This is a genomic window from Burkholderia ubonensis, from assembly GCF_902833085.1.
Taxonomy (GTDB): Bacteria; Pseudomonadota; Gammaproteobacteria; order Burkholderiales; family Burkholderiaceae; genus Burkholderia; species Burkholderia ubonensis.
On the sequence record NZ_CADFEB010000007.1, the window covers coordinates 438,554 to 457,866 of the forward strand.

At 64.8% G+C, this 19,313-nt stretch carries 17 protein-coding genes and 1 pseudogene; 5 read left to right on the plus strand and 13 right to left on the minus strand.

Annotated elements, in window-relative coordinates; genetic code table 11:
- Window positions 1-209 precede the first annotated feature (209 nt).
- The 9 genes and pseudogenes from HWX31_RS21820 to HWX31_RS21860 all read right to left on the minus strand — a co-directional run.
- A complete protein-coding gene (locus tag HWX31_RS21820) occupies window positions 210-1,697 on the minus strand; it encodes a caspase family protein (RefSeq protein WP_174964514.1) in 1,488 nt (495 codons plus the stop codon).
- 678 nt (window positions 1,698-2,375) lie between these two features.
- The gene (locus HWX31_RS21825; protein ID WP_174964515.1) at window positions 2,376-3,251 is read right to left on the minus strand and encodes a hypothetical protein; all 876 of its coding nucleotides are present in this window, start codon (window positions 3,249-3,251) and stop codon (window positions 2,376-2,378) included.
- Window positions 3,252-3,561: 310 nt separating this feature from the next.
- Window positions 3,562-4,533: a D-erythronate dehydrogenase gene (denD, locus tag HWX31_RS21830; RefSeq protein ID WP_174964516.1), complete on the minus strand. Its 972-nt coding sequence runs from the start codon at window positions 4,531-4,533 to the stop codon at window positions 3,562-3,564.
- A 28-nt stretch (window positions 4,534-4,561) separates the two neighbouring features.
- Window positions 4,562-5,338 carry a 2-oxo-tetronate isomerase gene (otnI, locus tag HWX31_RS21835; protein WP_059609832.1) on the minus strand — a complete coding sequence of 259 codons (777 nt, stop codon included), beginning with the start codon at window positions 5,336-5,338 and terminating at the stop codon, window positions 4,562-4,564.
- Between the two features lie 58 nt (window positions 5,339-5,396).
- A complete protein-coding gene (locus HWX31_RS21840; RefSeq protein ID WP_174964517.1) occupies window positions 5,397-6,722 on the minus strand; it encodes an MFS transporter in 1,326 nt (441 codons plus the stop codon).
- Window positions 6,723-6,835: 113 nt separating this feature from the next.
- Window positions 6,836-7,474 carry a 3-oxo-tetronate 4-phosphate decarboxylase gene (gene otnC, locus HWX31_RS21845; RefSeq protein ID WP_174964518.1) on the minus strand — a complete coding sequence of 213 codons (639 nt, stop codon included), beginning with the start codon at window positions 7,472-7,474 and terminating at the stop codon, window positions 6,836-6,838.
- The gene (gene otnK, locus HWX31_RS21850; protein WP_174964519.1) at window positions 7,471-8,760 is read right to left on the minus strand and encodes a 3-oxo-tetronate kinase; all 1,290 of its coding nucleotides are present in this window, start codon (window positions 8,758-8,760) and stop codon (window positions 7,471-7,473) included. Before otnK ends, otnC begins: the two co-directional genes overlap by 4 nt.
- A 19-nt stretch (window positions 8,761-8,779) precedes the next feature.
- Window positions 8,780-9,670, minus strand: coding sequence for an L-threonate dehydrogenase (ltnD, locus tag HWX31_RS21855; RefSeq protein ID WP_174964520.1), 891 nt, complete (start codon window positions 9,668-9,670; stop codon window positions 8,780-8,782).
- Between the two features lie 356 nt (window positions 9,671-10,026).
- Window positions 10,027-10,710 (minus strand): annotated as a pseudogene (locus HWX31_RS21860) (FadR/GntR family transcriptional regulator); the annotation flags it as partial.
- Window positions 10,711-10,915: 205 nt separating this feature from the next.
- On the opposite strand from HWX31_RS21860, the gene HWX31_RS21865 reads away from it, so the two are divergent.
- Both HWX31_RS21865 and HWX31_RS21870 read left to right on the plus strand, forming a co-directional pair.
- Window positions 10,916-12,061, plus strand: coding sequence for a patatin-like phospholipase family protein (locus HWX31_RS21865; RefSeq protein ID WP_174964521.1), 1,146 nt, complete (start codon window positions 10,916-10,918; stop codon window positions 12,059-12,061).
- Window positions 12,062-12,148: 87 nt separating this feature from the next.
- Window positions 12,149-12,388, plus strand: a complete 240-nt coding sequence (locus tag HWX31_RS21870; RefSeq protein ID WP_174964522.1) for a hypothetical protein — start codon at window positions 12,149-12,151, stop codon at window positions 12,386-12,388.
- Window positions 12,389-12,442: 54 nt separating this feature from the next.
- On the opposite strand, the gene HWX31_RS21875 is transcribed toward HWX31_RS21870, so the two are convergent.
- A complete protein-coding gene (locus tag HWX31_RS21875) occupies window positions 12,443-12,913 on the minus strand; it encodes a VOC family protein (RefSeq protein ID WP_174964523.1) in 471 nt (156 codons plus the stop codon).
- A gap of 202 nt (window positions 12,914-13,115) precedes the next feature.
- Window positions 13,116-14,039, minus strand: coding sequence for a LysR substrate-binding domain-containing protein (locus HWX31_RS21880; RefSeq protein WP_174964524.1), 924 nt, complete (start codon window positions 14,037-14,039; stop codon window positions 13,116-13,118).
- A 163-nt stretch (window positions 14,040-14,202) separates the two neighbouring features.
- On the opposite strand from HWX31_RS21880, the gene HWX31_RS21885 reads away from it, so the two are divergent.
- A complete protein-coding gene (locus HWX31_RS21885) occupies window positions 14,203-14,850 on the plus strand; it encodes a LysE family translocator (protein WP_174964525.1) in 648 nt (215 codons plus the stop codon).
- Window positions 14,851-14,867: 17 nt separating this feature from the next.
- Here HWX31_RS21885 and HWX31_RS21890 read toward each other — a convergent pair whose 3' ends face one another.
- Together HWX31_RS21890 and HWX31_RS21895 are read right to left on the minus strand one after the other, a co-directional pair.
- Window positions 14,868-15,116: an adhesin gene (locus tag HWX31_RS21890; RefSeq protein ID WP_174964526.1), complete on the minus strand. Its 249-nt coding sequence runs from the start codon at window positions 15,114-15,116 to the stop codon at window positions 14,868-14,870.
- 193 nt (window positions 15,117-15,309) lie between these two features.
- Window positions 15,310-16,362 (minus strand): GlxA family transcriptional regulator, encoded by a 1,053-nt coding sequence (locus HWX31_RS21895; RefSeq protein WP_059552911.1) that lies wholly within the window; start codon window positions 16,360-16,362, stop codon window positions 15,310-15,312.
- 286 nt (window positions 16,363-16,648) lie between these two features.
- Between HWX31_RS21895 and HWX31_RS21900 the strand changes: the two genes are divergently transcribed.
- Window positions 16,649-18,034, plus strand: coding sequence for an L-serine ammonia-lyase (locus HWX31_RS21900; protein WP_174964527.1), 1,386 nt, complete (start codon window positions 16,649-16,651; stop codon window positions 18,032-18,034).
- A 16-nt stretch (window positions 18,035-18,050) separates the two neighbouring features.
- Window positions 18,051-19,295 (plus strand): sarcosine oxidase subunit beta family protein, encoded by a 1,245-nt coding sequence (locus HWX31_RS21905; RefSeq protein WP_059609821.1) that lies wholly within the window; start codon window positions 18,051-18,053, stop codon window positions 19,293-19,295.
- Window positions 19,296-19,313 lie beyond the last annotated feature (18 nt).

The following is a 19,313-nucleotide window of genomic DNA, read 5'->3' on the forward strand; positions in this document are numbered from 1 at the left end:
CTTGCAGCCCCTTTGTACTTGAGCGAGTTACTCGACATTGCGCCGCCGATGAAGCGCGGTTCTGTACTGCCATCGACAGCGTTCGCCTTTTAGCAAACGAGAGTACCCGAAGTGTACGCAATGCTCATAGAGTATCTTTGGATCAACGAGGGTTCACAGTCGACTGACGTAAGAGGTTCAAAACCGTATGTGATTCGAGTCTTGGTCGGTTACGATGTAGTCCTCTTGCGGGTAGTCCAACCATACGGGAACAACATCTTCGGGTGACGGCCCGCCGTAGCCGTAGGGGTATTCGTGTACTTGACGCTGAACAGGTGATTTGGCACCACCATCTGCTCGGCAAGTGTTTCCTCGAACGATGACACTGACATCTTGCGCCTCATCGGCTCCTCACCTGGCTCCGGCGCATAATCTTGATCCTCGAGCCAGAGGATGTTAGTACCTCCAAAGACGACGGCCTCCACAATATACTCGCCGGGGGCAAGGCTTGGCTTGTTTACCACGTCGACCACGATAGGGTGATTTTTCCCCGGAAGTGCGTGAAACCGACCGACATCTGCCAACAAGCACTTGGCGATGAATTCAAAACTCGGTGCCAGCTCTTTCAACTGTTGTAGCTCGAAAAGCGACTGAAAAGTGCCAAGCTTGAAGCTCAAGCGTAGCCTAGCGAGTGGATCGAAGAAGACCTCGAATAGCATGCCATCAAGAATCGCTCTCCGCTTTTCGTCGTCTAAGCCAGCCGTGCGAGTCGTGAAATCGCCAATGTACGACTGTGCACCATGCGAACCACCGCAAGCAGCCTGATAGACGTTGCGCCCAAAAACAAACAGGGAGTTGACCGAAGCCTTTGACGCTTTTTCCTTCGTGAAATCGACGATGGCGGAATTCTGCGTCCCCCAAGTGAGACTCTTTAGACCTCGGATAACACGGTGAGAAGCCTTCGCCTCGTCCAAGACGAACAATTTATCACGGAGCGCCTCCGGCGCATATTCGGTAAGGCGCTTGCTTATACTAAGGTTGAAGAAGAATTCTCCCGCCAATGAAGTGTGTTCCCACGATATCTGCTTTCCACCCGAAGTCGCACTGAGAGTATTACGCACCCGCTTGAACATACTTTCTATAGAACAATCAGGCGTAGATATATGCTGAAGGAGGGCGGCCGTGTATGCTCCATTGCGGCCGACTCCGTCGGAAGCCGTTTGGCCTGGCGAAGTGGCATATGCGATCAGAGTTCCTCGGGGGGCATAAACAGGAGCCAGACCGCGCGGGATAGTGGATCGCGTCCAGGCGCGTTCGAACGGGTTGTTGCGGCAAGCGTCGAGTATGATAATACTTGTCTGGACGTCGGCCTTCTCCATCACGTCAATGACGCGGTTCAACGGCAGGGAGGAGTATTTTGCCTCATCCTCCCCGCTTGAATCGGTGTCAATTGCTGTCAGAAAATTTTCACCGTCAATTTGCAGCCCGTGACCTGCAAAGAAGAAAAGTCCTACGTCGTGATCCTTCAATGCCATTTTGAAACGCTTCAGAGCGCGATCCATCTCGGGATACGTACAATCAGTCACTTTGTCTACGGTGAAACCGCTCGCCCGTAATTTCGTCGTGACATCGCTCGCGTCGTTTATAGTGTTAGTCAATTTAGTCGCGTGTTGGTAGGCGCCGTTGCCAATCACCAAAGCTATCAACCTTCTGCTCATAGTCGTCCCGTTATGGTCTCAAAATTATTCTAGTAGGTCTGAGACGATTTTGTTGTCATCTGCAGATCCACACCCCTTGAATGGAATTGAGAATCATAGCGCAAGATGCTCCGCGCAAGGTTCGGCAGGTAACGACAAGAGGGCCGCTGCTGCCCCGTGGGGAGCTGGTCAGGTGTGGGCCATTGGTGTGTGAACGAACCGCCTACGCGACTACCCACGAACGCGACGCGGAGTTCCAAAGCAATAAGAGTCGTCATTGCAGAATGGCGTTTCCGGTCGAGGCGACTCGACTCCGACCTCCCTCGCCAGCAGTCGTTCGGTGTGGTTGGCCCTCGATGGAAAGCCATTGACCTCAGCGGTTGCCACGATGGACGAAATGTCCGGGGCGCCATTTTTGAGGTGCCGGCCAACGGCCGAAGATGGCCGACCGTCACTTGTCGCAATCGGCGGAACTGGCTGCCGGATTTCCCCGGGAAGCGTCGTGAGCAACGATTGGCGGTCTGATGCAAGTCACATAAACTGCAATCATGAGGATGTCGTCAATGCGAGTCGTATTCAGGGACAACATCCAAAGTCTTCACTTATCGATAGCGTTTCTGAAGCCAAGAGCTACCATGGCTGCCGAGGACGATCAAGCAGATCAGTGTGACGAGGGAGTAAGGCCATACGATTACATTGTCACGACGTTACAGGCCACTTTCTCGCGTATTCGTCGAGCTGCTCGAACGACAGGCTGTTCCTGCCGTGGAGGAAGGTGCTAGACAGACGAACGAAGTGCGCCCGACTGCTTTTTATTGAAGTCCGTGCAATGCGTCGTGCCGCCTTAACATTCTTGTTATCACCAGGCTGAGTAAGAAGGATTTTTGTCGTGAGTTCCTCCGAAAATTTTTTGCGCCCTGATCCCAGCGTATGTCTACGCAGATATCCAATAAAGTGACTATAGAAGTGCAGATGTGAGTGGAAGAAATCGTAGTGGGGGTGTAAATGCTGTATGGCAAGATCCATGGAGTGCGTCTTGAGCATCGTCTGAAGGAATAGCTGCATTTGCGTTTCCACGACGCAGGCCTTTATCTCATATTTCGGCGCAATGCAGAATTGAAACGGAGCTGGTTGGGTAATTTGAATTCCGTCGCATACGGTCATTCCGTGACAGCTGGAAATTACTACTCCGGTTCCATTTCTAGTTTTCTCATTGATACGCCTTAATGCGGCCTGAAGCTCCAACCAAGGCACATACATATTCGTTGGCGCAATCAACAACCCGCGGTCAGGGCATCCATGGGCGTCGAAGGCTATCAGAGGATTATTGCTTTCGCTAGCCTGCTCTGCAAGATTTTTCAAGAGCGCGTCAAACATCGGCTTGTTATGGATTTTTACGTACCGGGAATAATCCGTCGCACCGGTCCGAGCTGCTTCATTCGCCGCGCATTGAGCTATTGCCGATGCGGTCTTCAAATCACCAGGCCCTAGAAGATCGACGCTAATTAGATAGCGATGAGATGCATCTGTGGTGATGGGTAGACCGGGTTCGTAGTGGCGAGGGCGGCTTGTCATAGAACGTCTTGAAAAAATAGAATGAGTGAGATGAATATGACCACATATGGGGTATTCTGGCACGGGTCATTAGGCAATACGAGCACGATCCATGCGATTCCTGAACGTCGGCTACAGAGCGCATACCGGTCATCTGAGTGTCAGCGCGACAGAGTCGGTGGCTGACCTCTTATGGCCGAACTCGGACGATCGGTGTTGCGCTCCCGCCCACAAAATGATGGATGTGTCCCTCAAACGCGCAACGACCCAAAAAAGAACCCCCGCATCCGTCCGGCATGCGGGGGTTCGTTCACGCAGTGCGACCACCGAATCAGCGCCGCTCATCCTCGAGATAACTGCGAATCACATCGACAAACGACGCATCCCCCTTCAACCCGAGCGCTTCCGCACGCGACGTATCCCACCGCCCCGGCCAGCTCCCGACGATCTTCTCGACACGCTCATCCGGCTCGCGACGAATCAGCTTCACGACCTCGTCCCCCGCGACCTCGCGCAACGCGGCGATCATCTCGTCGACCGTCACCGAAATCCCCGGCAGGTTGATCACGCGCTTGTTGCCGAGCTTTGCGCCGTCGAGCTCGCACCCCGCGACGAGCGCGTCGATCGCGCCGCGCGGCGACAGCAGCCACAGGCGCGTCGAACCAGGCACCGGGCACACGCTTTCCTCGCCGTTCAGCGGCTCGCGGATGATGCCGCTCGCGAACGACGACGCGGCCGCGTTCGGCCGGCCCGGCCGCACGCTGATCGTCGGCAGTCGCAGCACGCGGCCGTCGACGAAGCCGCGCCGCGCATAGTCGCCCAGCAGCAGCTCGGCGATCGCCTTCTCCGCGCCATACGACGATTGCGGGTTCAGCGCGGTGTCGTCCTGCACGACGTCCGGCAGCGCGCCGCCGTACACCGCGACGGAACTCGTGAACACGACACGCGGACGATGCCCACGCGCGCGGCACACTTCGAGCAGCATGCGCGACGCGTCGAGGTTGATCCGCATCCCGAGATCGAAATCGGCTTCGGCCTGACCGCTGACGATCGCCGCGAGATGGAAGATCGCGCCCGTCTGCGTGTCGATCGCGCTTTCGAGCACCGCGCGCTCGGCGATGTCGCCGACGATCGACGTCACGCGCGGATCGCCGAAATCACCGCCCTTGACGACGTCGAGCAGCACCAGCTCGGTGATGGGCTGAAGCCGGCCGTCCGCGCCGGTCAGCTCGCCGCGTTCGAGCAGCTTGCGCGCGAGACGCTGGCCGAGAAACCCGGCGCCGCCGGTGATCAGTACTTTCATGTTCGTTGCCCTCGTGGAAATGCGGGAATCACAGGTAAGGCTTCAGCCAGCCGAGGCCAGCGGACGTGCCGGCCTTCGGGCGGTATTCGCAGCCGATCCAGCCGTCGTAGCCGAGCGCATCGATCAGGTCGAACAGGTACGGATAGTTCAGCTCGCCGAGATCCGGCTCGTGACGCTCCGGCACGCCCGCGATCTGGATGTGGCCGATGCCCGCGAAATCGCGCTTGAGCTTCATCGCGAGATCGCCTTCGACGATCTGGCAGTGGTAGCAGTCGAACTGCACCTTCAGGTTCGGCGCGCGGACTTCCGCGCAGATCGCATGCGCATCGTCCTGCCTGCTGATGAAGTAGCCGGGCATGTCGCGCTGGTTGATCGGTTCGACGAGGATCGTGATGCCGTGCGCGAAGGCGGCCTGCGCGGCATGCGCGAGGTTCGCGACATAGGTCGCACGATGGCGCGCGCGGTCCTGGCCCGGCGCAATCAGCCCGGCCATCACGTGCAGCTTCGTGTTGCCGAGCACGCGCGCGTAGTCGAGCGCGGTGTCGATGCCGCGCCGGAACTCGTCCTCGCGGCCCGGCAGCGACGCGATCCCGCGCTCGCCGGCGGCCCAGTCGCCGGGCGGCGCGTTGAACAGCGCCTGCGTGAGGCCGTGCTGGTCGAGGCGTTCGCGGATGTCCTCGGCGGCGAAGTCGTACGGGAACAGGTACTCGACCGCCTTGAAGCCGTCGTGAGCGGCGGCGGCGAAGCGCTCGAGGAACGCGTATTCGTTGTACATCATCGAGAGGTTGGCGGCGAAGCGTGGCATGGCAGCAGATCCTGTCAGTGAGAAAAAAGGGGGCAGCCGTGCGGCGCCCCGGCGTCGATCAGCGGTTGACCAGTTTGGCCGGCGTGAGCCAGACGGCGATCGCGCCGATCACGAGCATCGCCGACAGCACGTACATGCCGGACGACGTGCTGTGCGTGGCGTCCTTCAGGTAGCCGATCACATACGGGCTCGCGAAGCCGGCGAGGTTGCCGACCGAGTTGATGATCGCGATGCCGGCCGCGGCCGCGCTGCCCGCGAGGAACGCGGTCGGCAGCGACCAGAAGAGGGGCGCGCAGGTCAGCACGCCGCCCGCCGCGATCGACAGGAACACGATCGACACGGCGGTATTGTGCGAGTAAGACGCGGCGACCGCAAAGCCGGCCGCGCCCATCAACGCCGGTACGATCAGGTGCCAGCGGCGCTCGCGGCGCTTGTCCGCGCTGTGGCCGAACAGGTTCATCGCGACGATCGCGAACAGGAACGGAATTGCGGACAGCAGGCCGATCTGCAGCGTGTCGGTGATGCCGGTCGACTTGACGAGCGTCGGCATCCAGAACGTCAGCCCGTACTGGCCGGTGACGAACGCGAAGTAGATCAGCGACATCCACCACATGCGCGGGTCCGCGAACACGGCCTTCAGCGAATGGCCGTGCTGCTGTTGCTCCTGCGGCTGCGCGGCGATCTCGTCCTCGAGCAACTGTTTCTCGCGGTCGCTCAGCCATTTCGCGCCGCGGATGTTGTTGTCGAGATAGAGCACCGTCGCGATGCCGATCAGGAGCGCCGGCACGGCCTCGATCATGAACATCCATTGCCAGCCGTGGAAGCCCGAGCCGCCGTGGAAGCGCTCCATGATCCAGCCCGACAGCGGGTTGCCGAAGATCCCGGACACCGGAATCGCGGACATGAACACCGCGATGATCTTCGCGCGGCGGTGCGACGGGAACCAGTACGTGAGGTACAGGATGACGCCCGGGTAGAAGCCCGCTTCCGCGAGGCCGAGCAGGAAGCGCAGCACGTAGAACTGCGTGGGCGTCTTCACGAACGCGAACAGCGCGGACAGGATGCCCCACGTGATCATGATCCGCGCGATCCAGATGCGCGCGCCGATCCGGTGCATCAGCAGGTTGCTCGGCAGTTCGAACAGGAAGTAGCCGATGAAGAAGATCCCGGCGCCGAGCCCGAACACGGTCTCGCTGAACGCGAGATCCTGCGACATCTGCAGCTTCGCGAAGCCGACGTTCACGCGGTCGAGATACGCGACCACGTAGCACAGCATCAGGAACGGCACGATGCGCCAGAAAACTTTCTTGTAGGTGAGGTCCAGTTCGGCCGAACCGGCGGCCGTGGCGGGCGAACGGCCTGCGGCCGCGTCGAGAGCTGTCATCGTCGTCTCCAATCCAATGATGGGGGGTGCCGGCGGCGCGTACGACGCCGGTCGTTGGTGTGTGCTTGCTGACGGAACAAAGGCCCGCGCACACGGCGGGCAGAAATGGCGAGTTACCAGCGCGCGCCGAACGCTTGCCTGAGCTCGTCGAGCGCCGCTTCGGACAGCGGCTCGGGTTTCGGCTCGGTCATCAGCCACAGGCGCGCCGTTTCCTCGAGCTCCTCGAGCGCGTACGACGCCTGCGACACCGATGCGCCCCACATCACCGGGCCGAGCCGGTCGAGCAGCACGCCGCGCACGCGGTCGGCGAGCGCGGCGACTTCGGCCGCGACCTCCGGGTCGCCGGGGCGGCGGTAGCGGATCAGCGGGATGTGGCCGACCTTCATCACGTAGTACGGCGTGATCGGCGGCAGCACGTCGGTGTCGCGCCACACGCCCGCGAGCGTCAGCGCGACGAGATGCGTCGAATGCGTATGGACGATGCCGTTCGCTTCCGCGTTGCGCGCATAGATGTTGCGATGCAGCGTCAGCGTCTTCGACGGCTTGCCGCCCGACACCGGCCGGCCGTCGAGGCCGACCTTCGCGATGTCGTTCGGGTCGAGCCGGCCGAGGCACGCGTCGGTCGGCGTGATGAGCCAGCCGTCGTCGAGCCGCGCGCTGATGTTGCCCGCGCTGCCGACCGCATGGCCGCGCGCATACAGGCTCGCGCCGACCACGCAGATTTCCTCGCGCAGTGTTGCCTCGATGCTCATCGGCCGGCTCCGTCCAGTTGGCGCAGCGCCTTGTCGAAGAAATCGACCGCGCCGAAATTGCCCGACTTCAGCGCGAGGCCGAGCGGCTGCGCGTCGATCGTCGCCGTTGCGGGCACGCCCGGATCGATCTGCGCGCCGATCTGCAGCGATTTCACGTCGAGCGCCTGCACGACCGCGCCGGAGGTCTCGCCGCCCGCGACGACGAACTTGCGCACGCCGAGCGCGCGCAGGCCCCGCGCGATCGCGGCGAGCGTGCTTTCGACGAGATGGCCGGCCGCTTCGACGCCGAGCGCCTGCTGGACGGCCTTCACTTCGTCGGGCGTCGCGGTCGCGTAGATCAGCACCGGTTCGGGCAGGTGCGAGCGCGCGAACGCGAGCGCCTGCTCGACCACCGGCTCGCCGCGCGCCGCCGCGAGCGGATCGATGCGCAAGCTCGGGCGCTGCGCGCGCCATTCGGCGACCTGCGCATTGGTTGCCTTCGACGCGCTGCCGGCGAGCACGGCAGAGAACCCGTCGATGCGCGGCAGCGATGCCGCGTTGTCGCGCTCGGGCAGCAGGCCCGCCGTGCGGAAATTGGCCGGCAGGCCGAGCGCAACGCCCGAGCCGCCGGTGACGAGCGGCAGGTCCGCGCACGCTTCGCCGAGCACGTACAGGTCGTGATCGGACAGCGCGTCGGCGATCGCGAAGCGCGCGCCTTCCGCGCGCAGCTGCGCGATCGTCGCGCGCACGGCGGCGGCGCCGAGGCCGACCGCGTCGTAGCGGATCAGGCCGACTTTCGACGGCGTCTGCCGCTGCAGCACGCGCACGAGGTTCGCGTCCCGCATCGGCGTGAGCGGATGGTTCTCCATGCCCGAATCGTTCAGCAGCACGTCGCCGACGAACAGGTGACCACGGAAGATCGTGCGGCCGTTCTCCGGGAACGCCGGGCACGCGATCGCGAAGCCGCCGCCCGCCGCGTCGAGCAGCGCGTCGGCGACCGGGCCGATGTTGCCCGCGTCGGTCGAGTCGAACGTCGAGCAGTACTTGAAGAAGAACTGGCGGCAGCCCTGCGCGCGCAGCCATTCGAGCGCGGCGAGCGATTGCGCGACGGCGTCGGCCGCGGGAATCGTGCGCGACTTCAGCGCAACGACGATCGCGTCGGCGTCGAGCGTGGCGCCATCGGCGGGCACGCCGATCGTCTGCACGGTGCGCATGCCGCTCTTGACGAGCATGTTCGCGAGATCGGTCGCGCCGGTGAAATCGTCGGCGATGCAGCCGAGCAGGGGGCGGGAAGCGGATGCGTTCATGGTCGTGGCCTCGCGCGGATCAACGGGACGGCGGCAGCGTGATGCCGGGGAAGGTCTTGATCACGGCGGAATCGTCCTCGCCGCCGTGGCCGGCGCTCGACGCGCTCATGAACATCTGGTGCGCGGCAGCCGACAGCGGCAGCGGGAATTTGCTGCGGCGCGCGGTGTCGAGCACGAGGCCGAGATCCTTCACGAAGATGTCGACCGCGGACAGCGGCGTGTAGTCGCCGTTCAGGATGTGCGGCACGCGGTTCTCGAACATCCACGAGTTGCCGGCGCTGTGCGTGATCACGTCGTAGAGCGCGTCGGCGTCGACGCCTTCGCGCAGGCCGAGCGCCATCGCTTCGGCGGCCGCCGCGATGTGCACGCCCGCGAGCAGCTGGTTGATGATCTTCACTTTCGAGCCGACGCCGTGCGCGCTGCCGAGGCGATAGACCTTGCCTGCGATCGCAGCCAGCACGTCCTCGCACGCGGCGTAGGCGGCAGCGGGGCCGGACGTCATCATCGTCATCTCGCCGGACGCCGCGCGCGCGGCGCCGCCGGACACCGGCGCGTCGAGCATCTGCAGCCCGGCCGCCTCGATGCGCCGGCCGAGCGCGATCGCGAACTCGGGCGCGACGGTCGCGCTCGCGATCACGACGCCGCCCGGCTTCATCCGCGCGACCGCGCCGTGCTCGCCGAACAGAACCGTTTCGGACTGCTCTGCATTGACGACGAGCGTAACGACGACGTCGCACAGTGCGCCGAGCTCGGCGGGCGTCGCGCACGCGATGCCGCCTTCGGCCGCGAACGCGTTCAGCACCGGCTCGCGCACGTCGCATGCGTGCACGCGAAACCCGGCGCGCAGCAGCGAGCGGGCGACGCCCAGGCCCATCGCGCCGAGACCGATGACTCCAACATTTCGTGACATGGTCAACCTTGATCGATTCGTGAGAAAAGGGCGGCGCGCCGCCGCGTTCAGCAGATGCCGGCTTCAGTTAGGGCCTGTTCCCGCTAATAACGGGCTTGCGAACGTGCGTTGCCGGTCGTAGTGCAAGGAGGAGGAGCGCCGTTTGGCCGAGCCAAACAAGCGACGACCGACGCCGCAATACGGCCGGCAACGCGCGTTCCCCTGTTTGGAAAAATTCATTCGTGGGGCTGGCCGCCAGAAGGGCCGATCGCCGCGTCATGCTCCTTGCGAATACGTCGAGTATTCGCTGCGTCGCAATCCTCGCGCTCGGCCCTTCTGGCGGCCAGCGCAAGCCCGTTATTAGCGGGAACAGGCCCTAAGCGGCGGGCCGCGTTGTACATGTGCGTGCGTGCGGCGTTGCGCGCCGCGCTCGGGTCGCGCGCGCGGATCGCGTCGGCGATCGCCGCGTGTTCTTCGCGAACCTGCCGCGAGAAATCCTCGCGCGTCGCCTCGTTGCCGCGCGTGACCTTTACGCCCGCTTCGAGATACTGGTTCAGGAACTGCAGCGTCTTCAGGAAATACGGGTTGCCGGTGACGGCCGCGATCGTGCGGTGGAACGCGACGTCCTCGGCGACGCCGTCGCGCCCTTCGGCCACCGCGTCATCGATCTTGCGCAGCGAGTCGTCGATGTCGGCCATGTCGTCGGCGGTGTGATGCAGTGCGGCTTCGGCGGCGACTTCCGCCTCGATCGCGCGGCGCACCGCGAGCAGGTGCGGCAGCGAGCTCGCCTCGACCGCTTCCGCGTAGTCGATGCGCAGCGGCCGGATCGCGCCGTGCTGGTTCACGTACACGCCGCTGCCCTGGCGCGGCTCGACGACGCCTTCGTTCTTCAGGCGCGAGATCGCCTCGCGGATCACGGTGCGGCTCACGCCGAATTCGTGCGCGAGCACGGCCTCGGTCGGCAGCTTGCCGGTGGCCGCGAAACTGCCGGCCTCGATCTGCTTCAGAAGCTGCTGCGCGACGTGGTCGCTCATCGCGCGGGCGGGAATTTTCTCGAACATGGCGCTCATGTTTGTAAGGTGATGTGGTCATCATACAAATTTCAAAGAACGGGAGCATCCGGAATAACCCTCGATCAACGCGGCGTGACGTCAGCGGGATTTGACCCGCCGTACCCCTCGGCAAGCCGCCGTGACACCGGGCCGATCGCCTACACTGAAGCAACCGGACCGGGTCCGGCCATTGCTACCACCAGCGGGGCAAGCCATGTTTGTGAGCCAGCCAGAACGAATGGAATTGCCGGGGCAGGTCGTGCTCGTCCTGCAGGGCGGCGGCGCGTTGGGCGCGTACCAGCTCGGCGTGTTCCAGGCGATGAGCGAATCCGGCATCGAGCCGGACTGGGTCATCGGCACCTCGATCGGCGCGATCAATGCGGCGTTGATCGTCGGGAATCCGCCCGAGCATCGCTATCGGCGCCTCGCGGAGTTCTGGCGCCGCGTGACCGAGCGAACCGAGCTCGCCGGCCCCGGCGCGCTGCCGGGCTGGGACAGGCTGTTTGCCGAGATGATGATCATCGGCGGCGGCATCACGGGGTTCTTCGAGCCGAATCCCGCGTCGTGGCTCGGGCCGATGGCCCGCCTGGGCGTCGATCGCGCGTCCTATTACAGGATCGCGCCGCTGCGCGACACGCTCGTCTCGCTGATCGAGCCCGACCTGCTGAACGCGGGCCGGCCGCGCCTGACCGTCGGCGCCGTGAACGCATGCACGGGCGAGATGCGCTATTTCGACTCGCGCGACCCCCACAACCCGCTGACCGTCGAGCACATCATGAGCTCGGGCGCGCTGCCGCCGGCGTTCCCCGCGGTGCGGATCGACGGCCAGCCGTACTGGGACGGCGGCGTCTATTCCAATACCCCGGTCGAAGTGGTGCTGGACGATGCGCCGCGCCGGAGCTCGATCATCTTCTCGGTGCAGATGTGGAATCCGGTCGGCCCCGAGCCGGAGAGCATCTGGCAGGTATCGGAACGGCAGAAGGACATCCAGTACGCGAGCCGCACCGACAGCCAGATCAAGCGTCAGCAGCAGATCCACCGCCTGCGCCACGTGATTCGCGAACTGGTCCGGCACGTGCCGGAAGCCGAGCGCGCGACGCCCGAAGTCCGGGCGCTGGCCGCGTGGGGATGCCAGACCACGATGCGCGTGATCAAGCTCGCCGCGCCGCGGCTCGACGGGGACAACCAGTTCAAGGACATCGATTTCACGCCGGCCGGCATCGCCGCCCGCCGGCGGGCCGGCTACGATGCCGCGATGCGCGCGATTGCGGCGCGCCCGTGGGAGACGCCGATGGACCCGATCGAGGGATTGAGCGTCTACAGTCCGGACGAAACCGCGACCAGCGAAGCGCGTGTTTGATGCACTTCGCGCGGCCGCGATCGGGCGCGCCGGGACGGCGATCAAAGCTGGTATGCTGCCCTGATCGTATCCATGGAGGAGGGTGTCATGGCTGCAAAGCAAGTGTCGAAGAAAAAGTACCTGAAGATTCTCAACAAGCGCCTGCGTGCGCAGCCGGACGCCTCGGCCGGCGCGTCGTTCGTGTTCTACCCGCCGGGCGCGAAGGCGAAACAGGCAACCGGCGTCGTCTCCAGCGAGTCGGGCAGCAAGCACGATCTGGCGATGATGGCCGCAATTCAGCGCAAGGCGGCCGAGGAGTTCATCGTGACCGACGCGCGGGCGAAGTAGGCGGGCGTAGCCTGATCGACGCCCGGCGGCGCGCACGAGGCGCGGGGCCTTTCGTCAAGCCGTCGTTCCCGCATAGGCCGCTTGCAGCGCGGCGACGTCGAACTTCGTCATTTGCATCATCGCGCCGGCCACGCGCGCGGCCTTGACCGGGTCGGGGTCGGCCATCATCGCGATCAGATCGTCCGGAACGATCTGCCACGACACGCCGAAGCGGTCTCTCAGCCAGCCGCAGCCGTCGGCCGTGCCGCCCTCGAGCAGCGCGCTCCAGTAGCCGTCGAGCTCCGCCTGGTCGCGACAATTGACCATCAGCGAGATCGCGTGGTTGAACGGCTCGGTGCGCTCATGGCTCATCGCGACGAACGGCTGCCCGAACAGAACGAACTCGACGACCTTGGTGGAACCGGCGCCCGGCACCGACGTGACCCGATTCACGTGCGAGTCCGGAAAGATGCGTGCATAGAAGGCGGCGGCCTCTTCGGCTTCCGTGGCGTACCAGAGAAAAGGCGTGATCTTCTGAATCGTCATGGCAAATCTCCTGTCAGTGTGGGCCAAATGCCCGGGCAAGCTGCGTGCCGCCATTGAGACGACGGAGAGAGGCCACCCAAACTAACACGTCGGGAAGAAAAACTTCACACCTTTTTGTCCACTTCGGGCATGCGGATGCGACCCCGGTTGATCGGTCGTTGTCGCTTGCTGATCAGGTATCCGAATTTTGGTTTGAGCAAGCTCAGCGCACACCCGCGAAGCGAATGTCCGGATAGGTCAGTCGCGGCATTCGGCTTTCCAGGAAGGCATGAAGTTCGCGAACCTGCGCCGCCTTGCCGGAGTCTTCCGGCGCGACGAGGTAGTACGCGTCGCCGGCGTTGACCGCCGTCTTGAACGGCAGCGCGAGCTGCCCCTCATCGATCGCGCCGGCGCAGAGCGCCAGATCGCCGATCGATATCCCGTGACCGGCGACGGCCGCCGCGATGCCCTGTTCGAGCATGTCGAAGACCTGTCCGCCGCGCGTGATGTCCACATCGAACGCGTGTCCGTTTCCGTTGAGCCAGCGGCGCCAGTCGCGACGGTCGGGTGACGGATGGATCAGATCGCACGCGGCAAGATTCGCACGGGCCGCCGGCGCGAGCGCGTGCGAGCAGATCGGGATCAGCCATTCATCGAACAGCTTCACGCAGTGCGTGTCTTCGCCGAACTTGCCGGCGCCGAGCAGGATCGCGCAATCGTAGGGTTCGCTGAAAAAGTCGACGGTATCGACATCCATCCAGACGCTCGTGATCTGCACCTCGAAGCCGGGCTGAGTCTTGCGAAACGCGGCGAGCGCATCGAGCAGCCAGCGCATGGTGAGCGTGGACGGCGCCTTGAGCCGCAGCACGTCGCGTTGCGTCTGGAAGAGCGTGCACGCTTCCTCGATTTGCCGGAAACCGCGCCTGAGGCCCGACGCGAAGATGCGTCCTTCCGCCGTCACGCTCATCTTGGGCCCCTGCCGGACGAACAGTTTCCGGCCGAAGTACGCCTCGAGCGTCCTGACGTGCTTGCTCACCGCACTTTGCGTGAGGCTCAGTTCCTCGGCGGCAAGCGTAAACGAGCCGGTGCGCGCCGCACTCTCGAACGCGCGCAATGCGTAAACAGGGGGAAGCGGTTTTGCCTTCATCGAGTTCAATGTGAATAAAACTCATGTATCCAGGCAGGATTTTCCGTTTTTCAGCGGCGGTCCTGACGCGCAATACTACACGCATCCCGCAGCCACGGGCGTTGAGCCGGCATGAGGTCGCGCCGGGCGGCGGGCGAGTCCGACCAACCAACAACTTTTATTCATGGCAATCCATTACCCGCTGCTGTCGGCCTATCTTGCCGCGATCGTGCTGCTCATCGCGACGCCCGGACCCGTCGTCATGCTCGTGGTCGGCACGGTTGCCCGGCGTGGCTTCCGTCAGGGCGTCCTGACCGCGATGGGCGCGAATGCCGCAAGCCTCGTCCTGATCGCGCTGGCGATGCTGATGGTGTTCGGCGTGGTGCTCGTCAGCGAGCGCCTGATCAAGTGGCTGCACGTGCTGGGCTGCGTGTTCATCGCCGTCCTGGCGATCCGCACGCTGCATGGCGAATGGCGCGCCCGCCGCGTGCGCGGCGGCAGCGATGGCGAACCCGAACCGGCGCCCAAATCGCGGCGTGTGCCGGGCGTGGTGCGCGGCTTTCTCGTCGGGATCTCGAATCCGAAGGACCTGCTGTTTTTTGTCGCGTTCTTTCCGCAATTCGTCGGCATCACGCCGGATTCACGCGCGAGTCTGGCAATCCTGGCTGCGCTGTGGATCGCTGTCGATTTCACGATCCTCGCGGGCTACATGGCCGCGATCAACCATCCGCTGATTCATCGAAAGCAGCGCTGGATCACCGCATCGTCGGCGGGTTTGCTGCTGGTGATCGCGCTCGCGGGGTTCGTCGGGGGGATTGGGGGCGTGGCGTAGCGTGCGGAAGACCTGCTTCAATTGCTCGAAATCGTCATGTCCCGGCTCCCCCTCCCGGTCACCAGGCAGCCCGACATGAATGCCTCGCCCTGACTGCTGGCCGCGGCATCGTCGAAGCCCCGGCCGAGCGCGTCATGCTTCACCCGCTCCGCGCCTTGCCTGCACGCAAGCGGGCTGGCGTCGAGCCCGCGGGCATGCAGCAGCGCGCGATCGGCGACGAGATACGCCAGCAGCGCGACAACGGCGATATGCAAAGCTCTTCTCATGGTTCGTCTCCTCGCCGTGCAAGCGTAACGCGGACGCGCGTCGTGCGGCACTCGGGGCTTCCCCGGTAAACGCTGGCTTAATCAGCGGCCCGGCAAGTCGCGCAGGAAAGCCGGGCACGGCGCGCGGGCCGCAACGACGAGCGCGTATGCGGGGCGAGGGCGCGCCGGATTGCGGGTGGCCGGCGCTCGCCGATCAGTCCACCTCTTCCTCGACCACGTCCGGCACGGCCGCCGCCTCCCCGCCGCGCTCCCGATAAGCGGCCGGCGGCACCCCGAACTGCTTGCGGAACTCCCGCCCGAGATGCGACGCGTCGGCGAACCCGCAGCTCGACGCGATGTCGGCGACCGTCCGGTCCGAACTCGTCAGCAGCCACGCGGCCGTGCGCAGCCGCACCTGCTTCGCGAACGCCTGCGGGCTCTTGCCGGTTTCCGCCTTGAACAGCCGTTCGAGCTGCCGCGCCGACAGGTCGAGCTTGCACGCGAGCTCCTCGAGCGGCAGCGCGCGCCCGACGTGCTGTTCCATCAGCAGAATCGCGCGCTTGACCTTCGGGTGCGTCGCCGGCTCGAGACCCGGCGGATGCGGCTGCGGCGCGTTGCCTTTCTGCATCTCGCCGACCAGCAGGATGCGCAGCGCCTTCTGCACGGTCGCATGGTCGAAATGGCGCAGCAGGATCGCGGCGGCGACGTCGATCGACGCGCGCCCGCCCGAGCAGGTGATGCGCCGCCGGTCGATCACGAACAGCCGGTCGGCGATCAGCAGGTCGGGGTCGGCGGCCGGGAAGCGCTCGATGAAATCCCAGTAGTGGAACCAGCTCACGCAGGTGCGATGCCCGTCGAGCACGCCCGCGCGCATCAGCGTGAACACGCCGGTGCAGATGCCGACGACGGTCGCGCCGTCGGCGGCCGCGCGGCGGATGAAGCCGAGCGTTTCCGGCCCGGCCTGCGGCCCCGAATGCAGCAGGCCGCCGACGACGACCACGTAGTCGAACGGCTCCGCATCGTCGAAGGTCTCCCACGGCGTGACCTGGATCCCGCAGCTTGCGCGCACCGGCGCGAGGGTTTCCCCGATCACGCTCCATGCGCAGCGCACCGGCTTGCTGTAATCGCCGTCGTCGGCGGACAGCCGCAGCATGTCGACGAAACCGGAGAACGCGGTCAGCGTGAAGTTCGGCAGCAGCACGATGCCGAAGCGGATGCGTTTCGGCGCAGGTTCGGCGAGGGGGGAAGCAGGTACGTCGGGTGTCATCGCGGCAAATCTCGTCACGGCTCGCGGGGGCGGGCGGGTCTCACTCTATACAGGGGCGGCACGGGCGGCACGGGCGGCACGGATGTCCCAGCGTCGCCGATCGATGGCGCGCGGACTTGCGTTTTTCCGTCGGGAACCATCGTCAAAACGCACATTCGGGCCAGGCGGCGCGGCGCTTGGCGGCGGCGTCCCACGCCGATGCCGTTTTTGTTCTATCGGCCGATTTTACGCTTTGGTGTACTGGCGTCCAACGTCACTTCACGTGTGTCCATCCAGAGGAAGCCAGATGAACGTCAGCGTCTTCGACCTGTTCAAGATCGGCATCGGCCCGTCCAGCTCGCATACGGTCGGCCCGATGATCGCCGCTTGCCGCTTCGCATCGCATATCGAGGACGCCAACCTGCTCGGCTTCGTACGGCGCGTGCGGGTCGAGCTGTACGGCTCGCTCGGCGCGACCGGCAAGGGGCACGGCACCGACAAGGCGGTGCTGCTCGGCCTCGAAGGCCATCTGCCCGATTCGATCGACCCGGACCTGATCGAGCCGCGCCTCGCGGAGATCCGCGCCGGCAAGTCGCTTTCGTTGCTCGGCAGGCAGGCGGTCCGCTTCGAAGAGAAGGAGCACATCGGCTTCTACCGGAAGCTGATGAGCGGCACGAGCATCGTGCATCCGAACGGGATGCGCTTCCAGGCGTTCGACGAGCACGGCCAGCTGCTCGTCGAGAAAGAGTATTACTCGATCGGCGGCGGCTTCGTCGTGAACCGCGACGGCGACCGCGTGAACGGCGTGCGCGCGGCGGCCGAGGTGCCGTATCCGTTCCGCACCGGCGACGACCTGATGCGCCAGTGCCGCGAGCACGGATTGTCGATCGCCGAGCTGATGCTGCGCAACGAATGCGCGCTGCGTTCCGCCGACGAAGTGCGCGCGGGCCTGCTCGCGATCTGGCGCACGATGGCCGCATGCGTCGAGCGCGGCTGCAAGGTCGAGGGCGAGCTGCCGGGCCCGATGCGCGTGAAGCGCCGCGCGGCCGAGCTGTACGGGCGGCTGCGCGCGCGTTCGGAAGAGTCGCTGCGCGACCCGCTGTCGATGCTCGACTGGGTCAACCTGTACGCGATGGCCGTCAACGAGGAGAACGCGGCGGGCGGGCGCGTCGTCACCGCGCCGACCAACGGCGCGGCCGGCGTGATCCCGGCGGTGCTGCACTACTACGTGAAGTTCGTGCCCGGCTCGAACGAGACCGGCATCGTCGAATTCCTGCTCACGGCTGCGGCGATCGGGATCATCTACAAGGAAACCGCGTCGATCTCCGGCGCGGAAGTCGGCTGCCAGGGCGAGGTCGGCGTCGCGTGCTCGATGGCCGCGGCCGCGCTCGCCGCGGTGATGGGCGGCACGCCCGACCAGGTCGAGAACGCCGCCGAGATCGGCATGGAGCACAACCTCGGGATGACCTGCGATCCGGTCGGCGGGCTCGTGCAGATTCCGTGCATCGAGCGCAACGCGATGGGCGCGATCAAGGCGCTGAACGCGTCGCGCATGGCGCTGAAGGGCAACGGCCAGCACTACGTGTCGCTCGACTCGGTCATCAAGACGATGCGCGAGACGGGCGCCGACATGAAGACGAAATACAAGGAAACGTCACGCGGCGGTCTGGCCGTGAACGTCATCGAATGCTAACGAAGGGTCAATCATCATGAGCCGCTACTCGATATTCAGCCTGTTCCGCAACGGCCTCTCGTATCACGAGAACTGGGAAAAGCAGTGGAAGAGCCCGGAACCGAAGAAGGAATACGACGTCGTGATCGTCGGCGGCGGCGGCCACGGCCTCGCGACCGCGTACTACCTCGCGAAGGAGCACGGCATCACCAACGTCGCGATTCTCGAGAAGGGCTGGATCGGCGGCGGCAACACCGCGCGCAACACGACGATCGTGCGCTCGAACTACCTGTGGGACGAGTCGGCCGCGCTGTATGAAAAGGCGATGAAGCTGTGGGAAGGGCTGTCGCAGGACCTGAACTACAACGTGATGTTCAGCCAGCGCGGCGTGATGAACCTCGCGCACACGCTGCAGGACGTGCGCGACACCGAGCGCCGCGTCAATGCGAACCGGCTGAACGGCGTCGACGCGGAGTTCCTGACGCCCGCGCAGGTCAAGGAAATCGAGCCGACGATCAACCTGAACAGCCGCTACCCGGTGCTCGGCGCGTCGATCCAGCGGCGCGCGGGCGTCGCGCGCCACGATGCGGTGGCCTGGGGTTTCGCGCGCGGCGCGGACCGCGCGGGCGTCGACATCATCCAGAACTGCCAGGTGACGGGCATCCGCCGTGAAGGCGGCGCGGTGGTCGGCGTCGACACGGTGAAGGGCTTCATCAAGGCGAAGAAGGTCGCGGTGGTCGCGGCCGGCAACACGACGACGCTCGCCGACATGGCCGGCGTGCGTCTGCCGATCGAAAGCCACCCGCTGCAGGCGCTCGTGTCCGAGCCGATCAAGCCGGTCGTCAACTCGGTGATCATGTCGAACGCGGTGCACGCGTACATCAGCCAGTCCGACAAGGGCGACCTCGTGATCGGCGCGGGCATCGACCAGTACACGGGCTTCGGCCAGCGCGGCAGCTTCCACATCATCGAAGGCACGCTGCAGGCGATCGTCGAGATGTTCCCGGTGTTCTCGCGCGTGCGGATGAACCGCCAGTGGGGCGGCATCGTCGACGTGTCGCCGGATGCGTGCCCGATCATCAGCAAGACCGACGTGAAGGGCCTGTACTTCAACTGCGGCTGGGGCACGGGCGGCTTCAAGGCGACGCCCGGCTCGGGCTGGGTGTTCGCGCACACGATCGCGCGCGACGAACCGCACCCGCTGAACGCGCCGTTCGCGCTCGACCGCTTCTACACCGGCCACCTGATCGACGAGCACGGCGCTGCCGCCGTCGCGCACTGACCGTCATCCACTGACAGA

Bases quoted from the DNA above. Each gene is read 5' to 3' on its own strand.
- otnI (WP_059609832.1), bottom strand. From the start codon at position 5,338: ATGCCACGCTTCGCCGCCAACCTCTCGATGATGTACAACGAATACGCG.
- otnC (WP_174964518.1), bottom strand. From the start codon at position 7,474: ATGAGCATCGAGGCAACACTGCGCGAGGAAATCTGCGTGGTCGGCGCG.
- otnK (WP_174964519.1), bottom strand. From the start codon at position 8,760: ATGAACGCATCCGCTTCCCGCCCCCTGCTCGGCTGCATCGCCGACGAT.
- HWX31_RS21880 (WP_174964524.1), bottom strand. From the start codon at position 14,039: ATGAAGGCAAAACCGCTTCCCCCTGTTTACGCATTGCGCGCGTTCGAG.
- ltnD (WP_174964520.1), bottom strand. From the start codon at position 9,670: ATGTCACGAAATGTTGGAGTCATCGGTCTCGGCGCGATGGGCCTGGGC.
- HWX31_RS21900 (WP_174964527.1), top strand. From the start codon at position 16,649: ATGAACGTCAGCGTCTTCGACCTGTTCAAGATCGGCATCGGCCCGTCC.
- HWX31_RS21890 (WP_174964526.1), bottom strand. From the start codon at position 15,116: ATGAGAAGAGCTTTGCATATCGCCGTTGTCGCGCTGCTGGCGTATCTC.
- HWX31_RS21905 (WP_059609821.1), top strand. From the start codon at position 18,051: ATGAGCCGCTACTCGATATTCAGCCTGTTCCGCAACGGCCTCTCGTAT.
- HWX31_RS21875 (WP_174964523.1), bottom strand. From the start codon at position 12,913: ATGACGATTCAGAAGATCACGCCTTTTCTCTGGTACGCCACGGAAGCC.
- HWX31_RS21825 (WP_174964515.1), bottom strand. From the start codon at position 3,251: ATGACAAGCCGCCCTCGCCACTACGAACCCGGTCTACCCATCACCACA.
- HWX31_RS21820 (WP_174964514.1), bottom strand. From the start codon at position 1,697: ATGAGCAGAAGGTTGATAGCTTTGGTGATTGGCAACGGCGCCTACCAA.
- HWX31_RS21870 (WP_174964522.1), top strand. From the start codon at position 12,149: ATGGCTGCAAAGCAAGTGTCGAAGAAAAAGTACCTGAAGATTCTCAAC.
- HWX31_RS21895 (WP_059552911.1), bottom strand. From the start codon at position 16,362: ATGACACCCGACGTACCTGCTTCCCCCCTCGCCGAACCTGCGCCGAAA.
- HWX31_RS21885 (WP_174964525.1), top strand. From the start codon at position 14,203: ATGGCAATCCATTACCCGCTGCTGTCGGCCTATCTTGCCGCGATCGTG.
- denD (WP_174964516.1), bottom strand. From the start codon at position 4,533: ATGAAAGTACTGATCACCGGCGGCGCCGGGTTTCTCGGCCAGCGTCTC.
- HWX31_RS21865 (WP_174964521.1), top strand. From the start codon at position 10,916: ATGTTTGTGAGCCAGCCAGAACGAATGGAATTGCCGGGGCAGGTCGTG.
- HWX31_RS21840 (WP_174964517.1), bottom strand. From the start codon at position 6,722: ATGACAGCTCTCGACGCGGCCGCAGGCCGTTCGCCCGCCACGGCCGCC.